The organism is Nocardia sp. NPDC004711 (assembly GCF_053601595.1).
This window is the reverse complement of the sequence record NZ_JBSGCB010000030.1, coordinates 47882-73498: the sequence shown is the minus strand read 5'-3', so window position 1 is coordinate 73498 and position 25617 is coordinate 47882. Positions and strand designations below refer to the sequence as shown.

Sequence of the window (25617 nt, the reverse complement as noted above, 5' to 3'; positions counted from 1 at the left end):
CACTGACTGTAGTATTTGCTCGACAGATCCAGATGTCAAGGCAGCTCCGAAGCAGAGAGGTGAATCGTGGCCGAGCGCCGAAACCGCGCCTACGCACCTCGGATGGCACCCGAGCAGCGACGGGAGCAACTCCTCGACGCGGTGCTCCGGGTCATTGTCGGGGAGGGCATTCACCGGGTGTCCATCGACTCCGTGGCCCGGGCGGCCGGGGTCAGCCGGCCGGTCGTCTACGGCCTGTTCGAGGATTCGGACGCACTGCTGCGCGCCTCACTGGACCGCGAGGAGACCGCGGCGCTCGCGGAGCTGGCGACCGCGGTGCCGCTGGCCTCCGCCGGGGATCCGGGCCGTGCCGCCACCGAGAGCCTGGAACGCTTCCTCACCGCGGTGCAGGCCGCGCCGGATCGGTGGCGGGCGGTCTTCCAGCTCGTCGATTCGAGCACTCCGACCTTCCGGCGCCGGCTGGAGCGCGCGCGGCAGGCGTTCATCGCGGCGCTGGAAACCTTCGTGCGCGAGGCGGTTCCGGCCGAGCGGCGGGCGGCGGTGGATGTGGAGCTCACCGCGCGCACCCTGTTCGCGCTGTTCTGGGAGGCGGGGCGACTGGTGCTGGCCGCACCCGAAGCCTTTCCGCCGCAGCGTATCCGCGATTTCGCGGCGAATCTGATCCCGGCGCTCCCCGCCTTCCAGCGGCCGGGCGACTGAGCGCGGCAATACCTGGGGGAATACCCGGATGGCCATTGATTCGGACATTCAGGACACTGGAGGCTGTGAATCGCCTATTGCCCGAACAGGTCCGCGCCGCCGGTGAGGGGCCGCGGTGACGGCGCTCGCCCGCGGGGAGAACCGGCCCGCGCCCGCCGACCGGATGACGGTCACCGTAACCTGCTCCGCCGCAGTCGATGTGTCCGCGCTGCTCCTGGGCGCGAACGGGCGGGTGCGGTCGGACGGGGACTTCATCTTCTTCAACCAACCGGTCGGTCCCGGCGTGGTCTACCGGCACGGCCGCGGCGCCGGGGACATGGTGGACGTCCAGACCTCCGCCCTGCCCGCCGACGTGGATCGGGTCGCCATCACCGCCAGCCTCGACGGCAGCGGGCCCGCCACCTTCGCCGCCGCCGGGACGCTCACCGCCGCCATCGGATCCCCCGCGGGCACACTGACTTTCCCGATGAACGGTCTGACCAGCGAGGCAGCCGTCGTCTGTGTGGAGATATACCGACGCGGCGACGCCTGGAAGGTGCGCGCGGTCGGCCAGGGCTACGACAACGGCCTGGCCGGACTGGCCGAAGCCTTCGGCGTGACCATCGATGACGATCCCGAGCCGCCGGTGCAGGCCCCGCCTGCCCCTACGCTTCCGGCGCAGGCCCTCCCGCCGCAACCTGCCGCGCCACCCCAGCAGCCGCAACCCGCGCAATACCTGCCGACACAACCCAATCCCGCCGCGCAGCCGATGCCGTTGCCACCCACCCTGCCGGCCCAGCAATTCCAGCCGCCGGCCGCGCCGCAGCAGATGCCCATGGCCCCGCAGTCTTTCGCGCCGCCGCCCTATCCGCCCGCGGCCCCCGTCCCGAATCATTCCGCGCCACAAGGAGTTCCGTCCGTGCAGAGCGAGCTGTTCCATCCGAATCATGCCGAGGTCAACGGTTACGGCATTCAGAAGCAGGGCAGCAAGATGATCCGGGTGGCCGTCGACGGGGAGACCCTGGCGCGGGCCGGATCGATGGTGGCCTATCAGGGCGAGCTGCACTTCAAGGCGCTCGGGTCGGGCGGGATCGGGCGGGCGATCCAGCAGCGGCTCACCGGTGAGGGCGTGCCGCTCATGCAGGTGTCCGGGCGCGGAGATCTGTTCCTGGCCAATGCCGCCTCCGATGTGCACATCGTGGACCTGGACGGCACCGACGGCCTGACCATCAATGGCGCGAACGTACTGGCCTTCGACTCCACGCTGTCCTACAACATCCAAAGGGTCCAGGGCGCGGCCGGTTACGCCAGCAATGCGGGCTTCTTCAACTGCGTCTTCACCGGTCGCGGCCGGATCGCCATCACCACCCACGGCTCCCCGGTGGTCCTGAATATCGACCAGCCGACCTACGCCGATCCGCAGGCCGCGGTGGCCTGGTCGTCCAGCCTGCAGACCGGCATCAAGCGCAATGACTCCTTCGGTTTCAGCCGCCTGATCGGCCGCAGCACCGGCGAGGGCCTGACCCTGTCGTTCTCGGGCCGCGGCTTCGTCATCGTGCAGCCCTCCGAACTGCCGCCCGGCGGTTTCATCGGTGGCACCGGCGGCGGTCAGGAGGCCGGGCAGTCGGGCGGCATGTTCGGCGGGCTGCTCGGCTGACCTCGCCGTTCGTGGCTCAGCGCTTGAGGGCCGTCACGAATTGCACTGCGCCGGAGGAATTCCGGCCGGTCACCTCGCAGCCCGCGGCGGTGAGGATATCCGGCACGACGTGGTAGCCGAGGCTGCGCGCGCCCCCGATGCCGGCCACGCCGCGGAAGAGCGGGAAGTCGAGCACCGGCGGGTGGGCCAGCGCGGTCACCGCGATCCGCCCGCCCGGCCTGGCCACCCTGGCTATCTCCGCCAGCGCGCCCTCCGCGTCGGGAAAGAAGTGCAGCGCGAAGAAGCAGGCCACGGCGTCGAAGGCGCCGTCGGCGAAGGGCAGGCGGCCCGCATCGCCGCGCACGAAACCAACCGGTCCAACCGCATTGGTGCGCGCCGCCTCCGCCAGCATCGACTCCGAGGCATCGAGCCCGACGGCCAGGCCCGAATCCCCCGCCGCCCGGCCGAAAGCCCTGGTGAACAGCCCCGGTCCGCAACCGACATCGAGTACCAGCGCGCCCTCGTCGAGCCCGAGCGAGTCCACCGCCCGCTGCTTCTCCCGGCGCACGCCGACCGCATTGCGTCCCATGGCGAGCCGGAAGAACTCGCGCCAGATGGGTTCGTAGATGCGGGAGATGAGCGGCACCCGCATGGCGGCCTGCCCGATGCCCTTGACCGGAGGCGTCTCCGCCCCGAGCACATCGAGATAGCCGTGGACGACGGTAGATTCGGGGAGGAGCAGTTCCACGATGCGCTGCTGCGGCGACTGGGTCGCGATCATGCCGCGCAGCTTACGCAGGTATTCGGCGCGGCGAAAGGATTGTCTGGGACAGGAATCGGCTGTTAGGTTCGATCTGCACGTCTCGTTCCGATGGAGGGGTTTTGCGCACAGTCACCCGAATCCTGCTGATGCTGGTCACGCTGGTCTCCGCGCTGACTCTGCTGCCCTCCCAGGCCATGGCCGTCCCTGCCGACCCGGCGCTCGACGAGGCCACCTCGCAACAGCTGGACGAGCTGCTCGCCGTGCGCAACTCGATCACGGGCACCCGGACCGACGCCATCGCCCAGCTCTCCAGCCGCTTCCTCGGCACCCCCTACCGCGCGAACATGCTCATCGGCTCCGCCACCCAGCCCGAGCAGCTGGTCATCGACTTCCGCCGCGTCGACTGCTTCACCTACCTCGACTACGTGGAGGCCCTGAGCCGCTCCACCACCCGCGCCGACTTCATCCAGAACCTGGTGGCCACCCGCTACGCCGACGGCCGGGTCGAATTCACCCGCCGCAAGCACTTCTTCACCGACTGGGCCGCCGTCAACCGCATCGCCGCCACCGACATCACCCCCACCCTCACCCCCGCCGCGGTCACCGTCACCAAACACCTCAACGCGAAAGCCGAAGGCGGCAACTACCTTCCGGGCATCCCCGTGGTGGCCCGCAACATCACCTACATCCCGAGCCGCTTCTTCGACAACGCCGTCATCACCGCCCTCCACACCGGCGACTACCTCGGCGCCTACACCCCCGACGCCGGCCTCGACGTCTCCCACGTGGGCATCTTCATCACCACCCCGAACGGCCCAATGTTCCGCAACGCCTCCTCCCTGACCGCCAACAACCAGGTCGTCGACACCCCCCTGACCCAATACCTCACCACAGTCCCGGGCCTGGTCGTACTGCGCCCGAACTAGTCCCGGTCGGTCTCGACCGCTACCTCGGCCAGGGTTTCCGCGCTGTACGGCATTCCCTGTCCGAGCGCCCAGTTCTCCGCGATCCGTCCGTTGTCGAGGCGAAAGATCTCGATCATCATCGGTTCCGGGCCATCGCCCGGGACTGGGATTCCTTCGATGGACGAGCGGACGGCCACGCGGTCGCCGTCGACCAGTACATCCTCGGCAACGACACGGATGTCGGGGAATTGGGCAACAAGACTGCGCCAGGCACTCTTTCCCGCCTCGAATCCCGTGGTACCGAGCGGATGACTGAAGCAGTCCGGCGTGTGCAGGTCAGCTGCCCGGTCGAACTGCCTGGTGTTGAAGCACTCCTGCATCTGCCGCACGACGGCACCGGCGTCCTGTGTGGTCATGATTCCACCCTCCCCAGGCAGTAGATCGGAACACGATGAGCGGCAACACATTCGAATAAACGGTGCGCCGCCCCGCTTGTTCGCTCAGCATACGGGGCGGCGACCCGGTTATGCTAGGGCCGATATGTCACGCCAACCGCCCCAACGCATTCCGTCCGATGCATCGGCCACTCGAGGTAGCGATCGCGAGCTACGCGCCGATGCCCGCCGCAATCGGGAACGCGTGCTGCGGACTGCGCAGCAGCTGTTCGCGCAGGAAGGGCTCGGCATCTCGCTCGATGAAATCGCGCGGCAAGCGGGGGTGGGTCCCGGTACGGTCCATCGGCACTTTCCCACCAAAGAGGCGCTGTATCTGGCTGTCTCGATCGATCAGATCGAACAACTGGTGGCCGAGGCGGCGGTGCTGGCGACATCGGAGGACCCCGCAGCGCTATTCACGCTATTGTCGCTGATGATGGCCAACGGCGTCGAGAATGCGACGGTCAAGAGCGCACTCGCCGCCGCCGAATTCGACCTGCGGATGGCCGCACCGCAGGTGGCGGCGGATCTCACCCGCCATGTCGGCGATCTGCTCGAGCGGGCGCAGACGGCGGGTGCGGTGCGGCAGGACGTCACGGTCGACGAGGTGATGGCATTGGTCGCGGGCGCCTTCGCCGCGATCCAGCATGCCGGCGCGCAGTCCAGCTCGGCGCGAATCGCCGGGATCATCCTCGACGGGCTACGACCCCGATCCCGCTGAGCGCCTTCGCCGCTCAGACCAGGTGGACCTCGATGCCCGCGTCGCGGATGGGGGTGAGGGCGGCGGGGGCGGCTTCGCGGTCTATGACCAGGATGTGGATGGCGTCGATGGGGCAGATGCGGGCGAGGGCGGTGCGGTTCAGTTTGTCGGCGGTGGCGACCGCGATGACGCGGTGGGCGCGGCGGACCATTTCGGCATTGATGCCCGCCTCGTCGAGGTGGCGGCATTGGGCGCCGCCCTCGGCGGAGATCGCGCCGACGCCGAGAATCACGGTGTCCAGGCGTAATTCGGCCAGGGCCAGGGCGGCCAGGGGGCCGTGGAGTTCGTAGGATTCGCGGCGGGCCAGGCCGCCGAGGCAGATGGTGCGCAGGTGGGGGCGCAGGACCAGTTCGGCGGCGATATTGAGGGCGTTGGTGACGATGGTGAGTTCGTGGTCGGTGGAGGTGGGGAGGTCGGGGCGGGCGGCCAGGGCGCGGGCCACGGCCGTGGTGGTGGTACCGCCGTTGAGGGCCACCACTTCGGCCGGATCGATCAGGGCCGCAGCGTGTTCGGCGACGCGCTGTTTGGGCTCGTCGGCGCTGCCGCGGTAGCGAGCGGGGAGGTCGTAGGCGACGGCGGTGGCGACGATGCCGCCGTGGGTGCGGGTGGCGAGGCCCTGGTCGGCGAGGGCGGTGAAGTCGCGCCGGATGGTGGCGGGGGATGCGCCGAGGCGGGCGGCGGCCTCCTCCACCGAGAGGCGGCCGGCATCGGCGACCAGTTCCAGCAGGCGATTCCAGCGCCGGGAACGGTCCGCGGGAGCGGTCATTTGACGCTGCCGGCGGTGAGGCCGGCGACCAGGCGCTTCTCGATGAGCGCGAACAGAATCACGACGGGCACGATGCCGACGGTAGAGATGGCGAACACATATTGCCAAGCCACGTCGTACTGCCCGACGAACTTGGTGAGCGCCACCGACAGCGGCTGATTCTCGGGCGTGGTGAGAATGACCAGGCTGGCGGCGAATTCGTTCCAGCACGAGACGAAGGCGAACACGGTGGCGGTGACGATGCCGGGCCACACCAGCGGGAGGCTCACCCGGGTCAGGATCTGCCAGCGGTTCAGCCCGTCCAGCTGGGCGGCCTCCTCCACCTCGACCGGCACCCCGGCGAAGAAGCTGTGCAGGATCCACACCGCGAACGACAGATTGAACGCGCCGTTCACCAGGATCATGGCCAGCCAGGTGTCGTTGATGCCGAGGGTGAAGAACTCGCGCAGCAGGCCGGTCACCAGCACGGTCGGTTGCAGCATCTGGGTGACCAGTACCAGACCCAGGAACAGCGTCTTGCCCGGAAACCGCCGCCGCGCGGTGTAATACGCGGCCGGAATGGCCACCACCAGCACCAGCAGCGTCCCGAACACCGAGATCACCAGGGTGCTCACCAGATTGAACGGCAGCGGCGTCTCCGGCGTGTGCCACATGGTGGCGTAGTTGTCCGGCCGCCACTGCCGCGGCAGGTAGGTCGGCGGGATCCGCAGGATCTCCGAACGCGGCTCGAGCGACCCGAGCACCATCACCAGATACGGCAGCAGGAACACCGCCGCCAGCACCGCGCCGACAGCCGTGAGCCCCCACCGCCGCCGGGTCATCGCGCCTCCTCACCGGCGGGCCGGATCAGCTTCACATAGATCGCGATGATCACCAGGATCAGCACGAAGTTCAGCACGCTCATGGCGGCCGCCGTCGCGACCTGCTGATTCTGCCGAATCAGCTTGAAAGTCAACGTGGTCGTGGTGTCCGCCGAGAAGCCCGCGATGCTGCCGGTCAGCACCTGCAGGATCGGCAGCGAATTGAACGAGTTGATGATGTTGATGACCGTCGCCACCGCCATGGCCGGACGCAGTTGCGGCAGTGTCAGATACCGGTACCGCTGCCAGGAACTCGCCCCGTCCACGCGGCCCGCCTCGTCGATATCGGACGGAATCGATTGCAGCCCGGCCAGAATCGTGTAGGTCGTGAACGGCACGGACACGAACACCGCCACCCCGATGGCCACCACGAACGCCGGCCCCGGCTCCTTGGTGAATCCGAAACCCCGGTCCAGCACCCCGATATCGACCAGGAACCGGTTGGCGATCCCCACATCCGGATCCAGCATGTAATCGAAGATGGTGGTCGTCATGACCACCGACGCCGCCCACGGCACCAGGATGGCCAGCCGCACCGCCGTCCGCCCCGGGAAGTCCTTGTTCAGGAACTGCGCCAGCCCCGCCGAGAGCACCAGCGTGATCACCACGACCGCCACCACCCACACCACGGTGTGCGCCAGGATCGCGGGCAGCTCGTCGATGGCGAACAGCCTGCGGAAATTGGCGAATCCGGCCGGGCCGCGGTCGGTCCCGTAGGCGCTCAGGTCGCGGGTCGAAGTCCAGATCATGTACCCGGCCGGGTACGCCACCACCGCCGCGATCAGGACCAGCACAGGGCCGATCCACGGCAACGCGCGCAGCGTGGCCGTGGATCGATGGGAGGCGACGCCCCTCAACTCGCCGCCTGCTGAATCTTCTGCAGCACCGAGGCCGGGTCGCTGCCCTGCGCGATCGTGCCCATCTGCTGCCGGATGGCGCCCTGTGCGGCACCCCATTTCGGGTTGTTGCTCGGATAGAACTTGGCGACCGGCAGGGTGGCGGCGAACGCCTTGGTGACGGGATCGTCGGTGAGCGCGGCCGCACCGCTGGTCGTGATGGGGATGAAGTGCTCGCCGCTGACGAACTTGGCGTAGACGGCCGCGGAGTAGAAGTAGCTGAGGAACTTCTTGATGGCCGCGGCCTTGGTGCCGTCCTTCTTGAAGGCCATCAGGTGATCGGCCACACCGAGGGTGGACGGGTCGCCGGTCTTGGTCGGCGAGGGCGCGGTGGCGTACTTCAGGCTCGGATTCTTGGCGGCGATCTGGCTGATGGTCGGCGGCAGCCCCTCGATCATGCCGATCTTGCCCTGGATGAACGCGTTGATGACGTCGAGCCGGTTGGTGGCGCCCGGATTCGGTTCGGTCGCACCGGCGTCCGCGATGGCCTTCATGGCCCGCACGCCCTCGAGGTTCTGCGGGGTGTCGACGGTGACCTTGCCGCCGTCGGACCAGGTGCCGCCCGCGCCGAAGGTCCAGATGGAGGTCTCGCCCTGGGCTTCCTCGCTGCCCAGCGGCAGCCCGTACCCCGAGACGCCGCCGAGCGCCTGGATCTTCTTGGCGTCGTCGGTGAGCTCCGTCCACGTCCGGGGCGGTGCGCCGATGCCCGCCTTGGCGAACAGCTCGGTGTTGTAGAACAGCGTGCGGGTGGAGGCGAAAAGCGGTAGCGCCCACTGGGTTCCGTCGATGGACGCGTTCTTCGCGAAGCCGGGCTGGATGTCGGCGATCACCGCCGGGTCGGCGATATCGGTGGCCGGGTACAGCTGGCCGTCGGTGGCGTAGGTCGAATAGGCGTCGATGTTCAGGATGTCGGGCGTGGTGCCCTTGGACTGCAGTTTGGTGCGAACCACGTCATTGATCGAATCCCAGGACTCCATCGAGAGTTTGACCTTGACGTCCGGATTGGCCTGCTGGAAATCCGCGATGATGGCGTCCCACTCGGCCTTGGTCGCGTCGCTGTAGGTCGGCGCGAGGAAAGTGAGCGTATTGGGGTCCGAGTCGTCGGATTTGCTCCCGCCGAAACCGCAGGAGGACACCGTCAGCACCAGGCCGGTCAGCAGCGCCACCGAGGAAAGTGCGCCGCGCAGTGGACGTTTCACGACAAGGGCTCCTCAATCTGCACACCCTGCGACGCGAATCGCGGATGATGAATGAAGCGAACGATTCGGTATGTCCGAATCTAACGCGAAGTCTGCTCGAATGTGATCGTTTGACCGGGAAAATTGACAGGAACGATCACTGGGTTGATCCTGGGTACGTGCTGCCCGAGGCGAATCGAATCTCCGTCCCCGCAAGCCATCTGGCCGCCGGATCCCATCTCGCCCGCGAGGTGGCCACCCAGCCCGACGACTGGGTCCGCGCCGCAGCCACCGCCACCGCGCACCGCCACCTGCTGCCCGTCTCGGGCGAACGAGTGGCCGTACTCGGCTGCGGCACCTCGCTGTTCATGGCCCGCGCCTTCGCCGCACTGCGCGAATCCGCCGGGCAGGGGCTCACCGACGCCTGGCCGGCGGGTGATCCGCGACTGCGCGATCTCGCGGGGATCGGCCGCGGCTACGACCGCTATCTGGTGATCTGCCGCTCCGGCACCACCACCGAGGTGCTCGACGCCATCTCCGCACTGCCCGAGGAGATTCCGCGCACGGTCATCAGCTCCAGCCCCGCCACGCCGGTGCTGGAGCTGGCCGACCCCATCCTCATCGACGAGGTGGACGAGCGGTCGGTGGTCCAAACTCGGTTCGCCACAACGACGCTGGCGCTGCTGCGCTGGCACCTCGGTGAGGATCTGCACCCGGTGATCGCGCAGGCCCGCGCCGTACTGGCCGACCCCGACCCTGATGCGCTGAATGTTATCCGTCATGCCGAGCAGATCACTTTCGTGGGCATGGATTTCGCTGCCGCGCTCGCCGACGAGGCCGCGCTGAAGCTGCGCGAATCCTGCCGCTCCTGGACCGAGTCCTACCTGTCCACCGAGTACCGGCACGGGCCCATCAGCATTGCCGGGCCCGGCCGCGCGGTGTGGGCGCTGGGCCCGCAGCCGCCCGGGCTCACGGACGACATCCGCGCCACCGGAGCGCATGTCGAACAGCGCGACATCGACCCCATGGCCGAGCTGGTACGGGTGCACCGGCTGTGCCTGCTGCGGGCCGCCGACCTGGGTTTGGACCCCGATCAGCCGCGCAACCTGACGCGATCGGTCATCCTGAGCTGATGGGTGTGCCGTGATGGCTGACGCAGCAACGCATCTGGTGCTCGCCGTGGACGTCGGGGGCGGCACTACCAAGGCCGAGATCACCGATGCGGGCGGCGCCGTCCGATGTGCGGCAACCATCGCGACACCGCACGGCGAGGCCGCCTTCGACGCCATCGAACGGCTCGGCCGCGAGCTGCTGGCGGTCCTGCCGCCGGGCGACCGGCAACGGGTGGCGCGGGCGGCGGTGGTCCTGCCCGGTCTGGTCGACTCCGATCGCGGCATCGCGGTGTTCAGCAGCAATCTCGGCTGGCGGAATGTGAAGGTGGGCCATCGTTTCGCCGACGGCTGGGGCCTGCCGGTGCTCATCGACCACGACGTGACCGTGGCGGGCTGGGCCGAATGGCGCTTCGGCGCGGGCCGCGGCCTCGACGATGTCTGCGTACTGATCCTGGGCACCGGCATCAGCGGCACGCTGTCGGTGGGCGGCCGTCTGGTGCGCGCCCCCGCCGGGCAGCTCGGCCTCGCGCAGGCAGGGGAATACGGGCACATCCCCGTGCGCTACCGCGACGGGCTGCCCTGCCCGTGCGGCAATACCGGCTGCGTCGAGACCGTCGCGTCGGGACCGGCCATCGCCCGCGCGTACGCCGCGAGCACCGGCCGCGAAATCACCGGCGCGGAAACAGTTTTCGGCGCGGTCGATACCGATCCGGCGGCCCGGGCGGTAATAGACGATGCCATCGACGCGCTGGCCGCGGGCCTGCTGGGTGTCGTGCACGCGAGCTGCCCCGAGCTGATCGTGCTCGGCGGCGGCCTGGCCCGCGCGGGCGCGGTCCTCACCGACGGCCTGCACGCCCGGCTCACCGCCCTGCTGCGGGTGGCACCCGTCCCCCGGGTCACACTGGGCGAGTTCGGTATTCGGGCCGGCCTGATCGGTGCGGCCCACCTGGCGCGGACGGGTGAACTGCGATGAGCGGCCGGCGCGGACTCGAATTACGCGGCCGGGTGGTGACCCGGGCGGGGGTGCTGGAGGACGGTGTCGTCTCGATCCGGGGCGAGCGGGTGGCCACGGTGCGACCGGCCACCGAATGGGCCACGACCCACCGCGAACTACCGCCCGAATACGCGGGCACGATCGTCCCCGGCCTGGTGGACATCCACACCCACGGCGGTTTCGGCCATCGTTTCGACACCGAGGATCCGGCGGAGGCGCGCGCGGCCGCGGCCTTCCATCACCGGCACGGCTCGACCAGCGTGCTGGCCAGCCTGGTGACCGCGGCGCCCGACACCATGGTGGCCCAGGCCGCCGTGCTGCGGATGCTGGCCGCCGACGGGGCCATCGCCGGCATCCATATCGAGGGCCCGTTCCTGTCCCGGACCCGCTGCGGGGCACACGATCTCGGCTGTCTCATCGATCCCGATCCCGCGCTGATCGACCGTCTGCTGCGGGCCGCCGAGGGCAGCCTGCGGGTCATGACCCTGGCCCCGGAACGTGCCGGATTCGACACCGCCGCCAAACAATTGGCCGACAGCGGCGTGGTGGTCGCCGTCGGCCACAGCGATTCGACCTTCGCCCGCTTCCGGGCGGCGCTGGGCCCGGAGGGGTCCGCCACCCTGGTCACCCATCTCGCCAATGGCATGCCGCCGCTGCATCATCGGGCGGCCGGGCCGGTGGCGGCGGGCCTGGTCGCGGCGGCCCAGCGGCAGGCCTTCGTGGAGGTCATCGGAGACGGCGTGCACGTCGATTCCGGTTTCGGCGCACTGGTTTTCGCTGCCGCCCCCGACCGCGTGGTGCTGGTCACCGACGCCATGCAGGCCGCGGGCATGCCGGACGGACAGTACCGGCTGGGACCGCGGCCCGTCACTGTCACCGACGGTGTGGCCCGGGTGCCGGGCGGCTCGCTGGCGGGCGGCACCGCGACGCTGCTGCACTGCCTGCGCTGGGCGGTGCGCGAGTGCGGCGTCCCGCTGTACGACGCCGTCGCCGCCGTCACCTCCACCCCCGCCGACGCCGCCGGGCTGGATCAGGTCGGCGACCTGCGGCCGGGCCTGTACGCCGACGCCGTGGTGCTCGACGACGACCTGAACCTGCGGCGGGTGCTGCGGCGGGGACGGTGGCTGGCGTGATCCTCACCGTCACCATGAATCCCGCCTACGACCTGACCTACCGGCTCGAACGCCTGGAACGCGGGCGCGCCCAGCGGGTGCTGTCGGTCGAGCAGCGCCTGGGCGGCAAGGGCATCAACGTCACCCGGATCCTGTGCCAGCTCGGCAGCTGTGTGCGGGCAACGGGATTCGCCGACCACACCTTCGCCGCGGCGGCAGCCGCCGAATTCCCCGCCGACTTCGTGCCTGCCCTGCCGTGGGTCCGGCGCACCCTGGTGGTCAGCGAATCCCGCGACGGCACCGCCACCGGCCTGTGGGAGCCGGGCGCGTACGTGCACGAGCCGCACGCCGTGGACCGGCTGCTGGATCGCGTCGCTTTCCTGCTGCCCGAGCTGCGCGGGCTGGTGATCTCCGGATCGCTGCCCGGCGGGGTGGACGACGCGGTGCCCGCCGAGCTGGTGCGCACGGCCGTCGCGGCGGGCGTGCCGGCCGTGTGCGATGTCGACGGTCCGGCGCTGAAGCTCGCGGCCACCGTCCCGGGCGTCGTGCTCACCCCCAATCAGGATGAGCTGGAACGTCTCACCGGCGTGGTCGCCGAGACCCCGCGGGCCGTGGCGGCCGCCGCCGGTCCACTGCTGGCGGCCGGTGTCCGAGCCGTGGTCGCCACCCGCGGCCCGGCCGGCGTGGTCGCGGTGACGCCGTCCGGGGCCTGGTCCGCGACGCTGCCGGAACCGTTGGCGGGCAATCCGACCGGCGCGGGCGATGCCGCCGCGGCCGCGGTGATCCGCGCGCTGGCCGTCGCGGGCGAGCCGGACTGGCCCGCCCTGCTCACCGATGCCGTCGCGACCTCCGCGGCGGCCGTGGTGATTCCGGTGGCGGGCGAGATCGACCTGACGCTCCGCGACCGCCTCACCCCGGCCGTCCAGGTCACCGCTCTGATCCCGGAGTCCCACCCGTGACGCTGGTGCCGCTCCCCGAACTGCTCGCCGCCGCCCGTCCCGGCGGGCTGGGCGCGTTCAATGTCATCACCCTGGAGCACGCGCAGGCCATCGCCGCCGCAGCCGAGTCCGCGAATCGTCCTGCGGTGCTCCAGATTTCGGAGAACACCGTCCACTACCACCGGGGCCTGAAGCCGCTCGCCCACGCCTGCCTGCACCTGGCCGCCGACAGCGCCGCCGCCCTCGCGGTCCATCTGGACCACGCCACCTCCCGCGAATTGATCACGCAGGCGGTGGAACTCGGCATCACCTCGGTCATGTACGACGGCTCCGTCCTCGACTACACCGCCAATGTCGAGGCCACCGCCGCCATCACCGGCTGGTGCCACGACCGGGGCGTGCACGTGGAGGCCGAGCTGGGCGCGATCGGCGGCAAGGACGGTGCCCACACCCCCGGCGTGCGCACCGATCCCGACGAGGCCGTCGCCTTCGTCTCGTCGACCGGGGTGGACGCCCTGGCCGTGGCGGTCGGCTCCGCCCACGCCATGTGCACCCGCGATGCCGTGCTGGACACCGAGCTGATCGCCGCCCTGGCCGCGAAACTGCCGATCCCCCTGGTCCTGCACGGATCGTCGGGGGTCTCCGACGCCGGCCTGGGCGCGGCCGTCCGGCACGGCATGGCGAAGATCAATATCGCGACCCGCCTGAATATCGCACTGGCCGAATCGGTCCGGTCGACCCTCGCGACACACCCGGACCTCTCCGACCCGCGCCGATATCTGGGCCCCGGCCGGACCGCGATTCAGCACGAGGTCGAGCACTACCTGCGCGTCCTGTCCCCCGGACGGGGGATGGCGGGTCCCGCGCAGGCGTGACGATCGGCTCGCGGAACTGTCCTACGCTGCCCGGGAATCGCCACTTCGGCAGTAGGAGGCCCCTTGTTCGGCAGACGCGGATTCCTGACGGGAGCAGCGGCATCGGTGACCGCGGCAGTGGCCGCCACGGCGACCGGTCCGGCGGCTCAGGCCCGGGCCGATGTGGACCCGGGCAAACCGAACATCCTCGTCGTCATCGTCGACGAGATGCGCGCACCCGCCTGGTTCCCCGATCAGCAGACCCTGGATCAGCTGCTGCCCAACCTGGCCCGCATCCGGCACGGCAGCGTCTCGTTCGAGCAGCACTACACCGCCGCCAACGACTGCACCGCCTCCCGCGGCGCGCTGGTGACCGGGCTCTACAGCCACCAGACCGGCTGCATGGTGGTCTCGGAATCCACACTCTCCCCGCGCTTCCCGACCTGGGGCTCCATGCTGCGCGAGCAGGGCTACGAGACGACCTGGTGGGGCAAGTGGCATCTGGGCCACTACCCGGACCGCACGCCGGGCGCGCTGGACGCTTACGGGTTCGGCGGCGGCACCTACCCGTCGCCGAACGGCGCGCCGGGGCAGGGGTTGCAGGCCGATCCGAAGATCGTCGACGACTTCGTGGACTGGTTCGAGCACGATTCCGGCGGGTCGCCGTGGTGCACCACGGTGTCACTGGTGAATCCGCACGACATCCAGTACTGGCCGCGCTGGACCCGCCGGGACCAGGCCAACCTCGACCTGCCGCGCTGGATGGACCAGCTGCCCGGGAATTTCGAATCGCTGGAACAGCTTTCGGCCAAGCCACGGCTGCAGATGGCACTGGTGCAGGCGTCGGTGGTGGCGTTCGGGCTCGCGCCCTACGGCACGCCCGAGGCCACCCAGGCCTGGATCGATATGCGCAACCTGTACCTATGGCTGCAGCAGCAGGTCGACGGGCAGATCGGCCGGGTGCTCGACACGCTGTACTCGCGACCGGACGTCGCCGCCAATACGGTCATCGTGTTCACCTCCGATCACGGCGATTACGCCGGATCGCACGGGTTGCACGGCAAGGGCGGCGGCGCCTACGACGAGGCGATCCGGGTGCCGCTGTACGTCCATGACCCACGCGGATACCTCAGCCCCACCGATTCCACCAGCGCCCGCACGCAACTCACCTCCAGCGTGGACCTCGCGCCCCTGCTGCTGACCATCGCCACCGGCGGCGCGGACTGGCGGGCCGTGGACCGTTACGAGCATCTGCGCGGCCGCCTGGACCTGGCTGCCCTGTGCCGCAATGCCGCCGCCGCCGGACGCCCGTGGATCGCGCACACCACCGACGAGTCCACCATCGAGGAGGCGGCGATCCTGTTCGACCACAACGCGCCCGGCCACGTGGCCGTGGTGCGCACGGCCGACGCCAAGTTCGCCTCCTACTCGAAATGGCTGGACGGCCGCATCCAGATCGACGCGTCGGCCGAGCAGGAATTCGAGCTCTACGACTACTCCACCGAGAACGGCCGCCTGGAGCTCGACAATCAGGCGGCGAGCGGAAATCCGCTGCGGGACACCATGGCACAGCTGCTGGCGCAGGCCCTCGACACCGAGATCCAGCAGCCGCTGCCCGGGTATCTGAAGGACGCCCAGGAGCAGGGCATCGACGACTATGTGCAGTCCAACCGCAGCATCGCCGCGCGCGCCGAGCGCCTGGGCAACTTCCTGGAGGACTTCCTCACGCCGAAGTGACGAACTCGCGCAGGGTGATCGGCGGGTGGCCGGTGAACCGCTCGATGGATTCGGTCACGCGGAAGAGCTCGTGACCGGATCCGATGGCGGCGAACATGGTCCACAGGTGGGTCAGGTGCTCGACGGCCACCGCGTCGCGGTAGACGGTCATGGCCCACTCCGACCACTCCGCCGGATCGACGTTCCGGTAGGGGACGCCGAACAATTCGGCGGCCTCGCCGACGGTCATGATCTCGCCCGCCAGCCACAGCACCGGATCCACCGGGCCCTCGGTACGCAGCACGCCCGCCCCGACCCCGGCCACATCCGCGCCCGCGATGAGCGGCAACACGGTGTCCGGCGAGCCGAGCGGCAGCGCCAGCTCGCCGCGGTCGCCGATGGCCACCCGCAGGTTCTCGTAGAACACCGCCGCGCGCAGGTGCACCGCGCCGATGCCGGCGGTGTCGAGCACCTGTTCGGCCACCCAGTGCCGCCGCATGTGCGGGGTGCCCGCCTGCGGATCGGAGCCGAGCTGTGAGGTCGCGACCACGCGCTGCAGTCCGGCCTGACGGCCGACGGCCGCGAGAACCGCGGTGGCGTCGATCATTCCGGCGGTCACCGGATAGGTGAAGTAGGCCCGGCGCACGCCCTGCAGGGCGGGTGTCACGGCGGTGATCTCGCGCAGATCGCCGACGACGACCTCCGCGCCGAGATCCTTCAGCTCGGCCGCACGGCCGTCATCGCTGTGCACGAAGGCGCGCACCGGCAGGCCCGCGCGCATCAGGGTTTCGGCGACCAGTCTCCCGGTACCGCCCTGGCTTCCGCCGGCCGCGCCGGTGACGAGGATCGGTTCCATTGCTCTGCTCCTCACGCCGTCGCCGGCAACCGCAGTTCGAAGACCCCGCGCGCGGCGAGGCCGGTCAGGAAGTCCACGGCGTCGAAAGCCTCACCGGGACTGGCGACTCCGCTCTTGATGTCGCCTTCGGTGAGCCGCACCGCGGCTTCCACCGAGGCCAGCGCGGCCGCCGACCACAGGTCCCGGCCGGTCAGGGTCCCGGCCGCGGAGCCGCCGGGCGCGAGAACCTGTGCGGCGATCATGAATTCGCTCGCCGCGCGGGCGGCCGCGTCCACCTGCTCACTGGCGAAGGCCTGCTCCTCCTCGAAGGTGCGCGAGGTCAGCTGCGCCTCCACCGCTCTGGCACGGGTGTGCCGGGGCACCGTGACCGCTTCCGGGAACGGCACCGGCGCGATCATGGGCCGCGGCCCGACCGGCGGCGGGAACGCGAAGATCGCCTGTCGCGGTTCGACGAATCCGTACCGCTGTTCGCCGTCCTCGTAGCCGATGCGATCGGTGTCGGCGAACAGCAGCCGCGCGGTCTCCACCGCGCCGTGGGTCATCATCCAGTTGGTGACGTTGTAGGCCACCGTGATCCGGTCGATGTCGGCGATCCCGCGTGCGACCGCAGCGGCCAGTAGATCACCCAGTCCCCCATAGAAACTCACGCTCGGCAGCATGGTGATCCCGGCGCGCTGCGCGGGTTCGGTGAAGCTGTCGAACAGCCGCTTGACGTGGTGCACCTCCACCGCGTGATCGACATAGTGGCAACCGCCCTCGACCGCGGCGGTGGCGACCGGCAGTCCGGTGGTGGCGAAGGGCCCCGCGCAGTGGATGATCACGTCGGCGGCCTCGGCCAGCGCCCGCAGTGCCGCCGGATCATCCAGCGCGGCGGGCATCACCCGCGAATAACCCAGGGCAGCCAGAGCATCCGGATCCCGCCCGGACACCACCACCTCTTTTCCCCGTGCGGTGAGATCAGCGGCGACCAGGCGACCGGTGTGACCGGTGGCTCCGTAGATGGCGTATACGGTCATGAAAGATCAACTCTCTTGACTCGACGGACAATTCGAACGTCAGTTCACGTATATAGACCGCCGCGCCGACGAAAAGTCATCGCTCGTCGCCGGGGAATTTCGATTCCCCGATCTCCGCACCCCGGAGCCAGGTCAGGAACGCAGGCGCACGGGCAATCGCTTCAGGCCGTGGATCACGGCATTCGGATACCACCGCAGCTCGGAGTCGTCGACGGCCAGCGTGATGTCCGGAAAGCGTCGCAGCAGTGCGGTGAAAGCCACCCGGCCCTCGAGGCGGGCCAGAGGCGCACCGACACAGTAGTGGATGCCGTAGCCGAAGCCCAGGTGAGCGGTGCGGTCGGCCGTCGGGTCGACGCGGTGCGGATCGGTGAAGTGGCGCGGGTCGCGATTGGCGGCGGCCAGGGCGACCAGGACCATCTCCCCCTCGGGAATGACGGTGCCGCCCACCCTGATCGGCTCGCTCGTGAAGCGCAGGGTGGCCATGTCGACCGGGCCGTCGAAGCGGAGGAATTCCTCGACGGCGGCGGGGATCAGTTCCGGGTCGTCGCGCAGCCGTTCCAGCCAGGGACGGTCGCGCAGCAGGGCGAGCATGCCATTGCCGACCAGGTTCACCGTGGTCTCGTGCCCGGCGACCAGGAGCAGCAGTGCCATGCCGATGAGCTCGCCCTCGTCGAGCTCGGCCTCGTCGGCGACGAGCGCCGACAGCACGTCCGCACCGGGCTCGGCCCGCTTGCGCTGCAGCATCTTCCGCAGGAACGCCACCATCTCGTCGTGCGCCCGAGCCCGGTCGACATCCGGCTCCAGGGTGCCGACGAGAGCCTTGGTCCACTCGCGGAAGGTGCCGTGATCCTCGATGTCCACATCCAGCAGGTGACAGATCACCGCCACCGGCAGCGGCACCGCGAAGGCCTGCAGCAGATCCACCTGCTCGTGCCCGGCCATGGCGTCGAGCAGGTCGTTCGCCGTCCGTTCGATGACCGGCCGCAGCGCGGCCACCCGGCGCGCGGTGAACGCCTGGGAGACCGCCTTGCGCAGCCGGGTGTGGGTGGGCGGATCGGCATTGAGCATGTGCCGCAGGCCGTCGTGGGTGCGCGGCCCCGCCCAGGTCCCGGCGTACTTGCGCTCGATCACCGCTTCCAGCCGGTCGATGTCCTTGCACAGCCGCGGATCCGCCAGCGCCGCGCGCGCCTCCTCGTAGCCGATGATGAGCCAGCGGTCCACGCCGTCGCCGAAATGCACCCGGTGGACCGGGCCCTGCTCGCGCCAAAGCCGGTAGTACGCATGCGGATTGGCGAAGAAGTGGTCGCCGAGCAGCTCGGTCACCCTTCCGACGGTACGGGAAGTCAGCGCTTGGCGGCGGCGCGTTCCCGCATGCGGTTGAGGGTCAGCCGCCAGAAGGTGGTGGCCAGGTCGACCGGAAGGCGGGGTGTGGCGGCGCGTTTGGTCATCTCCACTCGGGCCTTGCGCATGATCTCGGCGGGCGCCTTGTCCGGGTGACCGGTGTCGAACGGCGGGTGCGGGTCGTATTCGATGTAGAGCTGAGTTATCTGCGCGACCTGTTCCCCCGCGATCCGGCCGACCAGCCACAGCCCGAGGTCGATTCCGGCCGAGACCCCGGCGGCGGTGACGATCTTGCCGCTGTGCACGATCCGGTCGTGCGGACGCGACTCGGCCCCGAACGCGGCCAGGGCGGGCTGGGCGGCCCAGTGCGTGGTGGCGGGATGACCGCGCAGGATGTCGGCGGCGGCCAGGATCAGCGCACCGGAACAGACCGAGGTGGTCCATTGCGTGTTCGGGTGCACGGCCCGCAGCCAGTCGATGAGCTCGCGGTTGGCCATGGCCTCGGTGGTCGCGGCCTCGGATCCGCCGACCAGCACCAGATCCGGCGCGGGCGTCTCGGCGAAGGTGTGGGTCGCGCCCAGCGCCAGCACTCCGCTGTCGGAGACGATGGGGCCGACTTCATTGGAGACGAATCGCAATTCGCTGTCCGGAATCATCCGCAGCACTTCGTACGGCCCGATCGCGTCCAGCACGGTCATGCCCGGGTAGAGCACGATGGCGATCTGGAATGTCATGGGACACTCCCCCTTTCAGAATGTGGTGAACCGGGCGCGGTACTCGCCCGGCGGTATGCCCAGCTGGCGGTGGAAGATTCGGTACAGGGTCTCGGGGCTCCCGAGCCCGACGGCGGCGGCGATCCGGTCCATGGGCTGGTCGGTGGTCTCCAGCAGGCGCCGGGCCGCGGCCACGCGGACCTGCTCGACATAGCGGGCGGGGGTGGTCCCGGTCTCGCCCGCGAAGACTCGGGAGAAATGCCGGATGCTCATGCCGACCCGCTCGGCCAGCGCGGGCAGCGAGAGATCCGCCTCCGGATTCTCCTCCATCCAGACCTGCAGCGCCCGCAGCGAATTCCGCTTGGGCGGGTTGGCCGCGAGCGGTGCGCTGAACTGGCTCTGCCCGCCCGGCCGGTGCAGGTACACCACCATCCAGCGCGCCACCTCGCGCGCCAGGTCCGGCCCGTGGTCGGCGGCCACGATGGCCAGCGCCAGGTCGATGCCCGCGGTCACCCCGGCCGAGGTCCACATCGGCCCGTCACGCACGTAGATGCGGTCGGGTTCGGTGGTGATGGCCGGGAACTGCTCGGCCAGCAGCTCGCCGCCCGCCCAGTGCGTGGTGGCGCGGCGGCCGTCCAGCAGTCCGGCCCGGGCCAGCAGGAAGGTGCCCGAGCAGACCGAGCCCACCCGATCCGAGCCGGCGGCCAGCCGCCGGATGCCGGTCACCAGATCGACGTCCCCGGCCGCGGCCCAAACGGTCAGCCCACCCACCACGAGCAGCGTGTCCAGCGGCCCGTCCCAGGTGTCGAGCCCGTGCGCCGCGGTCACCTCGATGCCGCACGAGGAACGCACCGGACCGGCCTGCGCGGCGGCCAGTTCGACCCGGTAGCCCGGAGTCGCGCCGAGCGCGGCCGCCCCGGTGAACACGTCGGCGGGCCCGGCGAGATCGGTCAGCTGGAACCCGTCGAAGACCACGATCAGCACCACCCGCATACCTTCAGCCTGCGGTCTGCACCCCGATGGCGTCAATGACACGACTCTTGCAGATTCGGCCATCCGGCACTAGCCCGGAGGTTGCCGCCCCCAACTGGCATGAGCTGACTCACCCCGGCCCGCTTGATATGAATGCGGGGTGGCCCGACACCTTTTCCTGTGCCCCCCGCGGTGGTCCGACATGGACGCCGACGGGCATGTGCACAATGCGGCGCACCTGCGCTACCTGGAGGAATCCCGCATCGACCTGTTCTGGACGCGGGGTTTCGGCGGCGCCAATGTGGTCGCGCAGATGGACATCGACTACCTGACGCCGCTGCGCTACCGCCAGGAGCCGGTGCGGGTGGAGACCTGGGTGACCAAGATCGGCACCTCGTCGTTCGCGCTGCAGCAGGAGATCCGGGACGAGGAGGTGGTGTACTCCACGGCCGTATGCACCATGGTCGCCTTCGACCAGGCCACCCAGAGGTCGCGCCCGCTGCCCGAGGATCAGCGCCACCTGCTGAAGGACCTGGAAGCCTGATGCACACCTACGACATCCAGCTGCGCCGCACCGACATCGACGCGCAGCAGCACCTCAACAATGTGGTGTTCGCCCAGTACCTGGACGAGGCCCGCTCGGATCTGCTGGGCCGCTACGAGTCTCTCGCGGTTGGTCACGAATCTCTGCCGGGTAGCAATGAATCTCTGGCAGGTAGACACGAACCCGGCGGCGTCCCGTGGCGGGTGGTGGTCGCCGGTCAGCGCCTGTCCTATCGCATGCCGCTGCTCTTCCGGGCCGCGCCGGTCACCGTGACCTCGATCGTGGAGCGCATCGGCACCACCTCGTTCACCCTGGCGCACGAGGTCAGCGACGCCGAATACCTGTATCTCTCCGCCACTTCCACGCTGGTCGCCGTCGACGACGGCGCGCCACGCCCGCTGACACGCGGGGAACGCGAATATCTGATGACCATGGCGGCCCCGCACGCTTAGACTTGTTCGTATCGCCTGGTCAGCGTTGCAAGGGGTACATCATGGCCAAGATGACCATTGTCGAGTTGCTCGACGTTTTCAAAGGTATGACGCTGCTGGAGCTTTCGGAGTTCCTGAAGGCGTTCGAGGAAGAGTTCGGTGTCACCGCCGCGCCGCCTGTGGCCGTCCAGGCCGTGGCGGACGCGCCGCCGGCCGAGGCCGCGGACGAGCAGAGCGAATTCGATCTCGTCCTGGAGTCTTTCGGGGACAAGAAGATTCAGGTCATCAAGGCCATGCGGGAGATCATTCCCGGCCTCGGCCTCAAGGAGGCCAAGGACCTGGTCGAGGCGGCCCCCAAGGCGGTCCTGGAGAAGGTCGACAAGGATGCCGCCGAGACGGCCCGGATCAGGCTCGAGGCCGCCGGGGCCCGCGCCGCCCTCCGCTGATCAATACGGTTCTGCGCTGATCAGTCCCGCGCACGGCGGCGGGCGGCTGCCTCCAGGTACGCGCCGAGTTCGGATTGCGCCGATACGGGTGTGGCCCCGGCGGGGACACCGGGGCCACACTCGCCGACGCGACTACCCTTGCGCGCCACCGGGTTCGAAGCCGGGCGGCAGGTAGCGTCGCCGCTCCTCCTGCATGCGCTCGACGTCTTCGGCGCCCAATGCGGCGAAGGCGGCCTCGCGGCGCTGGAACAACTCGGCGCGCTGTTCCTCGGTGAGCTCTCGCACGCGGGCCTCGCGCTGCCGGGCGAGCCGGGTGAATTCCTCCAGTGTCATGGGCTGATTCATGGCCACCATCTCCTCGATCAATCGCAGGAACTCCAGTGCCGACGGCTCGGCCATGCGGTCGAGGCCGTCGTACACACCGAGCAGGCGGGCGCGCAGGCGCAGGGCCTGTGCGATCCGGCGGTCGAGCACCTCGAGCTGCTGACGGACCAGGTCCCGGGGGTCCTGATCCGGGGCATCGGCGAGTACGCCCGCGATCTCCTCGAGCGTGAACCCGAAGTCCCGCAACGCGATCACGCGGTGCAGCCGCCGCACGTCCGCCGCGCCGTAGCAGCGATGCCCGCCACCGGTGCGCGAGGACGCCGTCACCAGCCCGAGCCGGTCGTAGTGATGCAGCGTCCGCACGGTCACCCCGGTCTCCCGGGCCAATTCCCCGACCCGCCAGGTCCGCTCACCCATCGCGCCTCCCTTTCGGTGTGCTCCACTCACGCTAAAACCTGACGTTGCGTTGGTTTCAAGCGTGAGCCCGGTCACAAATTCCCGATCGCGACCTGATACTTTTCTGCTATGACAGTCGATTGGGTGTCGGCAGGTGGCACGCCGGGGAGCGCGCGAGCCAAACCGCCGGCCTGGCTGCGAGCCCGGATGGCGCCCGCCGGCGGCCGGCGAAATAACGAAAACGCCCGCCGCCCCGAATGATTCGAGACGGCGGGCGTCGGCCCGGTGACCTTGCGCAGCCCGGGCTCAGCGGGTGCTGTGGGCGCCCAGCGCGGCGCTGAAGATCGCGGCGCGGGCGCGGGTGGACCGCAGATTGGCCCGCTCCTGAGCGGTCAACGCCGAGCGGGAACGCTCTGCGAGGACCGAGAGCACGGTCAGCGGGTTACGAGAGAAGTTGATGAAAGCCATGACAGCCCTCCTTCCGGAGTTGCGCCGGCGCAATACCGATTGCACAAAACCTCGCGGGTTGCGAGGTACAGATCGGCAATTATGGCCCACCAGCGACCTTTTGGTCAAGTTCCGTTAACCTTCCGTTCACCTTAGGAGAACTATGCCGCATACGAGCTCTGTGGGATTGCCGCCCTTGACTCTTGGGGATGGCGAACGGGACGCGTTGCGTGAACTGGCGCGGTTCCCGCTCCTGGATGCCATCTACGGGCGGCGCTCCCGGCGCTTTCCGCTGGGCGGGAGTATCCCGGCGGGCCCGCTGGCGTTCACCAGCAAGCACGCGCCGCGCGCGCTGAGCGAGCTGGAGCGGGCGGTGGTGCTCAATACCGTCGCGGGCTGGACCGGCTGGCATTTCGGGATCAGCCACCATCCCGGATACGCGCCCGCGTGGCCGAACTACAGCGGGTCGGCGACGGGACGAACCTTCGCCTCGGCGGCCGGATTCCACACCAGCGAGTTCTTCTTCACCGACGACTCCGGGACCTACTTCCTGCCGACCCGCGACGCCCCGCCGACGGCGACCTACGCCGAGGGCGACGGTGCGGCCGAGGCCCAGCTGAACGCGCTGCTGGCGCGGGTTATCCGGTTGTCGGACAAGCGCATTCACATTCCGCGCGAGGAGCCGTACCTGGAGGGTCACAACACCTGGATCGCCAATCACCCCGGCTCGCTGCTGGTGATTCCGGTCGCGGATGTGGCCCAGCAGCTGCTGGCCAATATCGGGTTCTTCGTCCAGAACGGGTTCGCGCTGTACGACGACATCAACAAGCGGGAGATCCCGGGCGTCGAAAAGTACCGGGACCGTTTGCGTTTCACCGATCCGATTCCGCTCAGCTTCGTCGAGCAGTACTCGCTGACCGAGGCCACCGCGGAACTCATGGCGGCGGTGGTGAACGGCCACCTGCTGCTCGGTGCAATGGGCCTGGGCGGGTGGGCCTTCGACGGCATCGACCGGCTCACCGTGCTGGGGGCGTCCGGCGATCCGGAGGTCCCGGGCCTCGGGTTCCGCTATGACGCCGATCCGGACTGGCCGTTCCCCAATCCCACCGGGCTGCCCGGGGTGTTCGAGGGGTTCTGCCGTCCGCACCACGAGTCCATGGCCGCCGCGGTGGAGGCGCTGGCCGAGCGCAAGTTCGGGCCGGGCGGACCGTACCACCCGGCGACGCCGGGGCCCTTCGCCGACACCCCGGGCGTCCGCGGCGCCGCCGCGCCGTGGGACCGACGCTTCCGCGAATTCGTCTCTCTCCAAGCGACTTACATCGACGAGACGTTCGGGAAGTTCCCCGGCACGGTGCCGACGGTCTGGATCATGAACTACCTCCAGGCACAGCACATCGACCTGGACTTCTACGACACGCTGCTCACCGACACCGCCTACCTGTCCACCCACCGCGACCATGACGGCGTCTGGCACGGCTCACGCTGAGGCGCGCCGACCTTCCGCATCGGCGCGCAGTCCTACCGCGTTCGCGAGCCGGCGGTGCGACTCCAGGCGCGCGGTGCGGTCGTAAGTGCTGGTGTGGACCAGGAATTCGTCGGCCCCGGTGTGGCGCACCAGGCGGTCGAGGTCGGCCAGGACCTCGGATTCGGTGCCGTGGATGTGGCCGCGCAGGGCTTCCTCGAACAGCTCGCGCTGGCGATCGGTCATGGGTTCGCGCTCGATGAGCTCGGGCGGGCTCAGGGGCGGAAATTCGCCGCGGGTACGGGACCAGGCCGCCGACCAGGCCTCGGGCAGGAGCAGGCGGTGGGCCTGCTCGGTGGTGTCGGCGATGACGACCGAGCCGGAGAGGACGACATACGGTTCGTCGCCGCCGGAACCCGGTCGGAAGCCGGTGCGGTACCGCTCGATCGCCTCGACCATGGCGTCCTCGCCGGCGACGGGCGCAATGACCAGGGGCAGGCCGAAGCGGGCGGCACGCTCGGCCCCGGAACCGGTGGCGAGCAGGAAGGCGGGCACCCGCAGGCCCTCCGCGGGCCAGGCGTGCACGCCCTGGCGGCCACCCGCGAAATAGGCCAGCAGCTCGGACAATTGGGTGTCGAAGTCCTCGGCGTCGCGCCGGTCGTGGCCGAGGGCGCGGCGCACGCCGCCGGTGAAGCCGACCGAGCGGCCCAGGCCCATATCGATACGGCCGGGATACAGCGATTCCAGGACACCGAACTGTTCGGCGACGATCAGCGGCTGATGGTTGGGCAGCATGACGCCGCCGGTGCCGACGCGGATGCGGGAGGTGGCTGCGGCGATGGCTGCGGCCAGGACCGTCGGCGCGGACCCGGCCACGCCGGGCACGCTGTGGTGTTCGGAGACCCAGAAGCGGTGGTAGCCCCACTCCTCGGCGAGCCGGGCGAACTCGACGGTCTCGCGCAGGGCCTCCGGGTGCGGTTGGTCCACGCGCACCCGGGAGCGGTCCAGGATGGAGAAGCGGATCGCCCGTAGTGCCGCAGTCATGGTCAGTGCCAACGCAGACGGCG

At 69.7% G+C, this 25617-nt stretch carries 28 protein-coding genes; 14 read left to right on the top strand and 14 right to left on the bottom strand.

Features of this window, described 5'->3' with window-relative positions; translation table 11 throughout:
- The first annotated feature begins 102 nt into the window (after positions 1 to 102).
- Positions 103 to 699 carry a TetR/AcrR family transcriptional regulator gene (locus ACWEKS_RS28580; RefSeq protein WP_452342937.1) on the top strand — a complete coding sequence of 199 codons (597 nt, stop codon included), beginning with the start codon at positions 103 to 105 and terminating at the stop codon, positions 697 to 699.
- 163 nt (positions 700 to 862) lie between these two features.
- Positions 863 to 2335: an AIM24 family protein gene (locus ACWEKS_RS28575; RefSeq protein WP_452342974.1), complete on the top strand. Its 1473-nt coding sequence runs from the start codon at positions 863 to 865 to the stop codon at positions 2333 to 2335.
- Positions 2336 to 2351: 16 nt separating this feature from the next.
- On the opposite strand, the gene ACWEKS_RS28570 is transcribed toward ACWEKS_RS28575, so the two are convergent.
- The gene (locus ACWEKS_RS28570; RefSeq protein ID WP_452342936.1) at positions 2352 to 3095 is read right to left on the bottom strand and encodes a class I SAM-dependent methyltransferase; all 744 of its coding nucleotides are present in this window, start codon (positions 3093 to 3095) and stop codon (positions 2352 to 2354) included.
- 101 nt (positions 3096 to 3196) lie between these two features.
- Here ACWEKS_RS28570 and ACWEKS_RS28565 point away from each other — a divergent pair, with 101 nt between their 5' ends.
- The gene (locus ACWEKS_RS28565; RefSeq protein ID WP_452342935.1) at positions 3197 to 4003 is read left to right on the top strand and encodes a DUF1460 domain-containing protein; all 807 of its coding nucleotides are present in this window, start codon (positions 3197 to 3199) and stop codon (positions 4001 to 4003) included.
- Here ACWEKS_RS28565 and ACWEKS_RS28560 read toward each other — a convergent pair.
- The gene (locus tag ACWEKS_RS28560; protein WP_452342934.1) at positions 4000 to 4398 is read right to left on the bottom strand and encodes an ester cyclase; all 399 of its coding nucleotides are present in this window, start codon (positions 4396 to 4398) and stop codon (positions 4000 to 4002) included. The genes ACWEKS_RS28565 and ACWEKS_RS28560 overlap by 4 nt on opposite strands.
- On the opposite strand from ACWEKS_RS28560, the gene ACWEKS_RS28555 reads away from it, so the two are divergent.
- The gene (locus ACWEKS_RS28555) at positions 4397 to 5137 is read left to right on the top strand and encodes a TetR/AcrR family transcriptional regulator (RefSeq protein WP_452342933.1); all 741 of its coding nucleotides are present in this window, start codon (positions 4397 to 4399) and stop codon (positions 5135 to 5137) included. The genes ACWEKS_RS28560 and ACWEKS_RS28555 overlap by 2 nt on opposite strands.
- 13 nt (positions 5138 to 5150) lie before the next feature.
- Here ACWEKS_RS28555 and ACWEKS_RS28550 read toward each other — a convergent pair whose 3' ends face one another.
- The 4 genes from ACWEKS_RS28550 to ACWEKS_RS28535 are packed head-to-tail and all read right to left on the bottom strand — an operon-like array spanning position 5151 to position 8897.
- Positions 5151 to 5942, bottom strand: coding sequence for a DeoR/GlpR family DNA-binding transcription regulator (locus ACWEKS_RS28550; protein ID WP_452342932.1), 792 nt, complete (start codon positions 5940 to 5942; stop codon positions 5151 to 5153).
- Positions 5939 to 6763: a carbohydrate ABC transporter permease gene (locus tag ACWEKS_RS28545; protein WP_452342931.1), complete on the bottom strand. Its 825-nt coding sequence runs from the start codon at positions 6761 to 6763 to the stop codon at positions 5939 to 5941. Before ACWEKS_RS28545 ends, ACWEKS_RS28550 begins: the two co-directional genes overlap by 4 nt.
- On the bottom strand, positions 6760 to 7659 hold the full coding sequence (locus ACWEKS_RS28540) for a carbohydrate ABC transporter permease (RefSeq protein ID WP_452342930.1): 900 nt from the start codon (positions 7657 to 7659) through the stop codon (positions 6760 to 6762). The genes ACWEKS_RS28545 and ACWEKS_RS28540 overlap by 4 nt, the downstream gene beginning before the upstream one ends.
- Entirely contained in the window at positions 7656 to 8897 is a 1242-nt protein-coding gene (locus ACWEKS_RS28535) for an extracellular solute-binding protein (RefSeq protein WP_452342929.1), read from the bottom strand. The genes ACWEKS_RS28540 and ACWEKS_RS28535 overlap by 4 nt, the downstream gene beginning before the upstream one ends.
- A 158-nt stretch (positions 8898 to 9055) precedes the next feature.
- Between ACWEKS_RS28535 and ACWEKS_RS28530 the strand changes: the two genes are divergently transcribed.
- From ACWEKS_RS28530 to ACWEKS_RS28505, 6 genes are all read left to right on the top strand, one after another.
- Positions 9056 to 10009, top strand: coding sequence for an SIS domain-containing protein (locus ACWEKS_RS28530; RefSeq protein ID WP_452342928.1), 954 nt, complete (start codon positions 9056 to 9058; stop codon positions 10007 to 10009).
- 13 nt (positions 10010 to 10022) lie between these two features.
- Positions 10023 to 10961, top strand: a complete 939-nt coding sequence (locus ACWEKS_RS28525) for an ROK family protein (protein ID WP_452342927.1) — start codon at positions 10023 to 10025, stop codon at positions 10959 to 10961.
- A complete protein-coding gene (locus tag ACWEKS_RS28520; RefSeq protein ID WP_452342926.1) occupies positions 10958 to 12115 on the top strand; it encodes an N-acetylglucosamine-6-phosphate deacetylase in 1158 nt (385 codons plus the stop codon). Before ACWEKS_RS28525 ends, ACWEKS_RS28520 begins: the two co-directional genes overlap by 4 nt.
- Entirely contained in the window at positions 12112 to 13053 is a 942-nt protein-coding gene (locus ACWEKS_RS28515; RefSeq protein ID WP_452342925.1) for a hexose kinase, read from the top strand. Before ACWEKS_RS28520 ends, ACWEKS_RS28515 begins: the two co-directional genes overlap by 4 nt.
- Positions 13050 to 13907 carry a class II fructose-bisphosphate aldolase gene (locus ACWEKS_RS28510; RefSeq protein WP_452342924.1) on the top strand — a complete coding sequence of 286 codons (858 nt, stop codon included), beginning with the start codon at positions 13050 to 13052 and terminating at the stop codon, positions 13905 to 13907. Before ACWEKS_RS28515 ends, ACWEKS_RS28510 begins: the two co-directional genes overlap by 4 nt.
- 63 nt (positions 13908 to 13970) lie before the next feature.
- Positions 13971 to 15623: a sulfatase-like hydrolase/transferase gene (locus tag ACWEKS_RS28505; protein WP_452342923.1), complete on the top strand. Its 1653-nt coding sequence runs from the start codon at positions 13971 to 13973 to the stop codon at positions 15621 to 15623.
- On the opposite strand, the gene ACWEKS_RS28500 is transcribed toward ACWEKS_RS28505, so the two are convergent.
- The 5 genes from ACWEKS_RS28500 to ACWEKS_RS28480 form a co-directional block, all read right to left on the bottom strand.
- On the bottom strand, positions 15610 to 16458 hold the full coding sequence (locus tag ACWEKS_RS28500) for an NmrA family NAD(P)-binding protein (RefSeq protein WP_452342922.1): 849 nt from the start codon (positions 16456 to 16458) through the stop codon (positions 15610 to 15612). The two genes, ACWEKS_RS28505 and ACWEKS_RS28500, sit on opposite strands and share 14 nt — an antisense overlap.
- 11 nt (positions 16459 to 16469) lie before the next feature.
- Positions 16470 to 17474, bottom strand: a complete 1005-nt coding sequence (locus ACWEKS_RS28495; RefSeq protein WP_452342921.1) for a saccharopine dehydrogenase NADP-binding domain-containing protein — start codon at positions 17472 to 17474, stop codon at positions 16470 to 16472.
- Positions 17475 to 17606: 132 nt separating this feature from the next.
- Positions 17607 to 18797 carry a cytochrome P450 family protein gene (locus ACWEKS_RS28490; protein WP_452342920.1) on the bottom strand — a complete coding sequence of 397 codons (1191 nt, stop codon included), beginning with the start codon at positions 18795 to 18797 and terminating at the stop codon, positions 17607 to 17609.
- 20 nt (positions 18798 to 18817) lie between these two features.
- Complete coding sequence (locus ACWEKS_RS28485) at positions 18818 to 19549, bottom strand: DJ-1/PfpI family protein (protein WP_452342919.1); 732 nt, start codon at positions 19547 to 19549, stop codon at positions 18818 to 18820.
- Between the two features lie 15 nt (positions 19550 to 19564).
- A complete protein-coding gene (locus ACWEKS_RS28480) occupies positions 19565 to 20521 on the bottom strand; it encodes a GlxA family transcriptional regulator (RefSeq protein ID WP_452342918.1) in 957 nt (318 codons plus the stop codon).
- A gap of 181 nt (positions 20522 to 20702) precedes the next feature.
- Here ACWEKS_RS28480 and ACWEKS_RS28475 point away from each other — a divergent pair, with 181 nt between their 5' ends.
- The 3 genes from ACWEKS_RS28475 to rplL are packed head-to-tail and all read left to right on the top strand — an operon-like array spanning position 20703 to position 21921.
- Positions 20703 to 21044, top strand: a complete 342-nt coding sequence (locus ACWEKS_RS28475) for an acyl-CoA thioesterase (RefSeq protein WP_452342917.1) — start codon at positions 20703 to 20705, stop codon at positions 21042 to 21044.
- Positions 21044 to 21496 (top strand): acyl-CoA thioesterase, encoded by a 453-nt coding sequence (locus tag ACWEKS_RS28470; RefSeq protein WP_452342916.1) that lies wholly within the window; start codon positions 21044 to 21046, stop codon positions 21494 to 21496. Before ACWEKS_RS28475 ends, ACWEKS_RS28470 begins: the two co-directional genes overlap by 1 nt.
- Positions 21497 to 21537: 41 nt before the next feature.
- Positions 21538 to 21921, top strand: a complete 384-nt coding sequence (gene rplL, locus ACWEKS_RS28465) for a 50S ribosomal protein L7/L12 (protein ID WP_452342915.1) — start codon at positions 21538 to 21540, stop codon at positions 21919 to 21921.
- A 132-nt stretch (positions 21922 to 22053) separates the two neighbouring features.
- Here the strand turns inward: rplL and ACWEKS_RS28460 are convergent, their stop codons facing one another.
- The gene (locus ACWEKS_RS28460) at positions 22054 to 22662 is read right to left on the bottom strand and encodes a MerR family transcriptional regulator (protein ID WP_452342914.1); all 609 of its coding nucleotides are present in this window, start codon (positions 22660 to 22662) and stop codon (positions 22054 to 22056) included.
- A gap of 285 nt (positions 22663 to 22947) precedes the next feature.
- On the bottom strand, positions 22948 to 23109 hold the full coding sequence (locus ACWEKS_RS28455) for a hypothetical protein (protein WP_354841596.1): 162 nt from the start codon (positions 23107 to 23109) through the stop codon (positions 22948 to 22950).
- Between the two features lie 142 nt (positions 23110 to 23251).
- Between ACWEKS_RS28455 and ACWEKS_RS28450 the strand changes: the two genes are divergently transcribed.
- The gene (locus ACWEKS_RS28450) at positions 23252 to 24574 is read left to right on the top strand and encodes a hypothetical protein (protein WP_452342913.1); all 1323 of its coding nucleotides are present in this window, start codon (positions 23252 to 23254) and stop codon (positions 24572 to 24574) included.
- Here the strand turns inward: ACWEKS_RS28450 and ACWEKS_RS28445 are convergent.
- Positions 24566 to 25594 carry an LLM class flavin-dependent oxidoreductase gene (locus ACWEKS_RS28445; RefSeq protein ID WP_452342912.1) on the bottom strand — a complete coding sequence of 343 codons (1029 nt, stop codon included), beginning with the start codon at positions 25592 to 25594 and terminating at the stop codon, positions 24566 to 24568. The genes ACWEKS_RS28450 and ACWEKS_RS28445 overlap by 9 nt on opposite strands.
- Positions 25595 to 25617 lie beyond the last annotated feature (23 nt).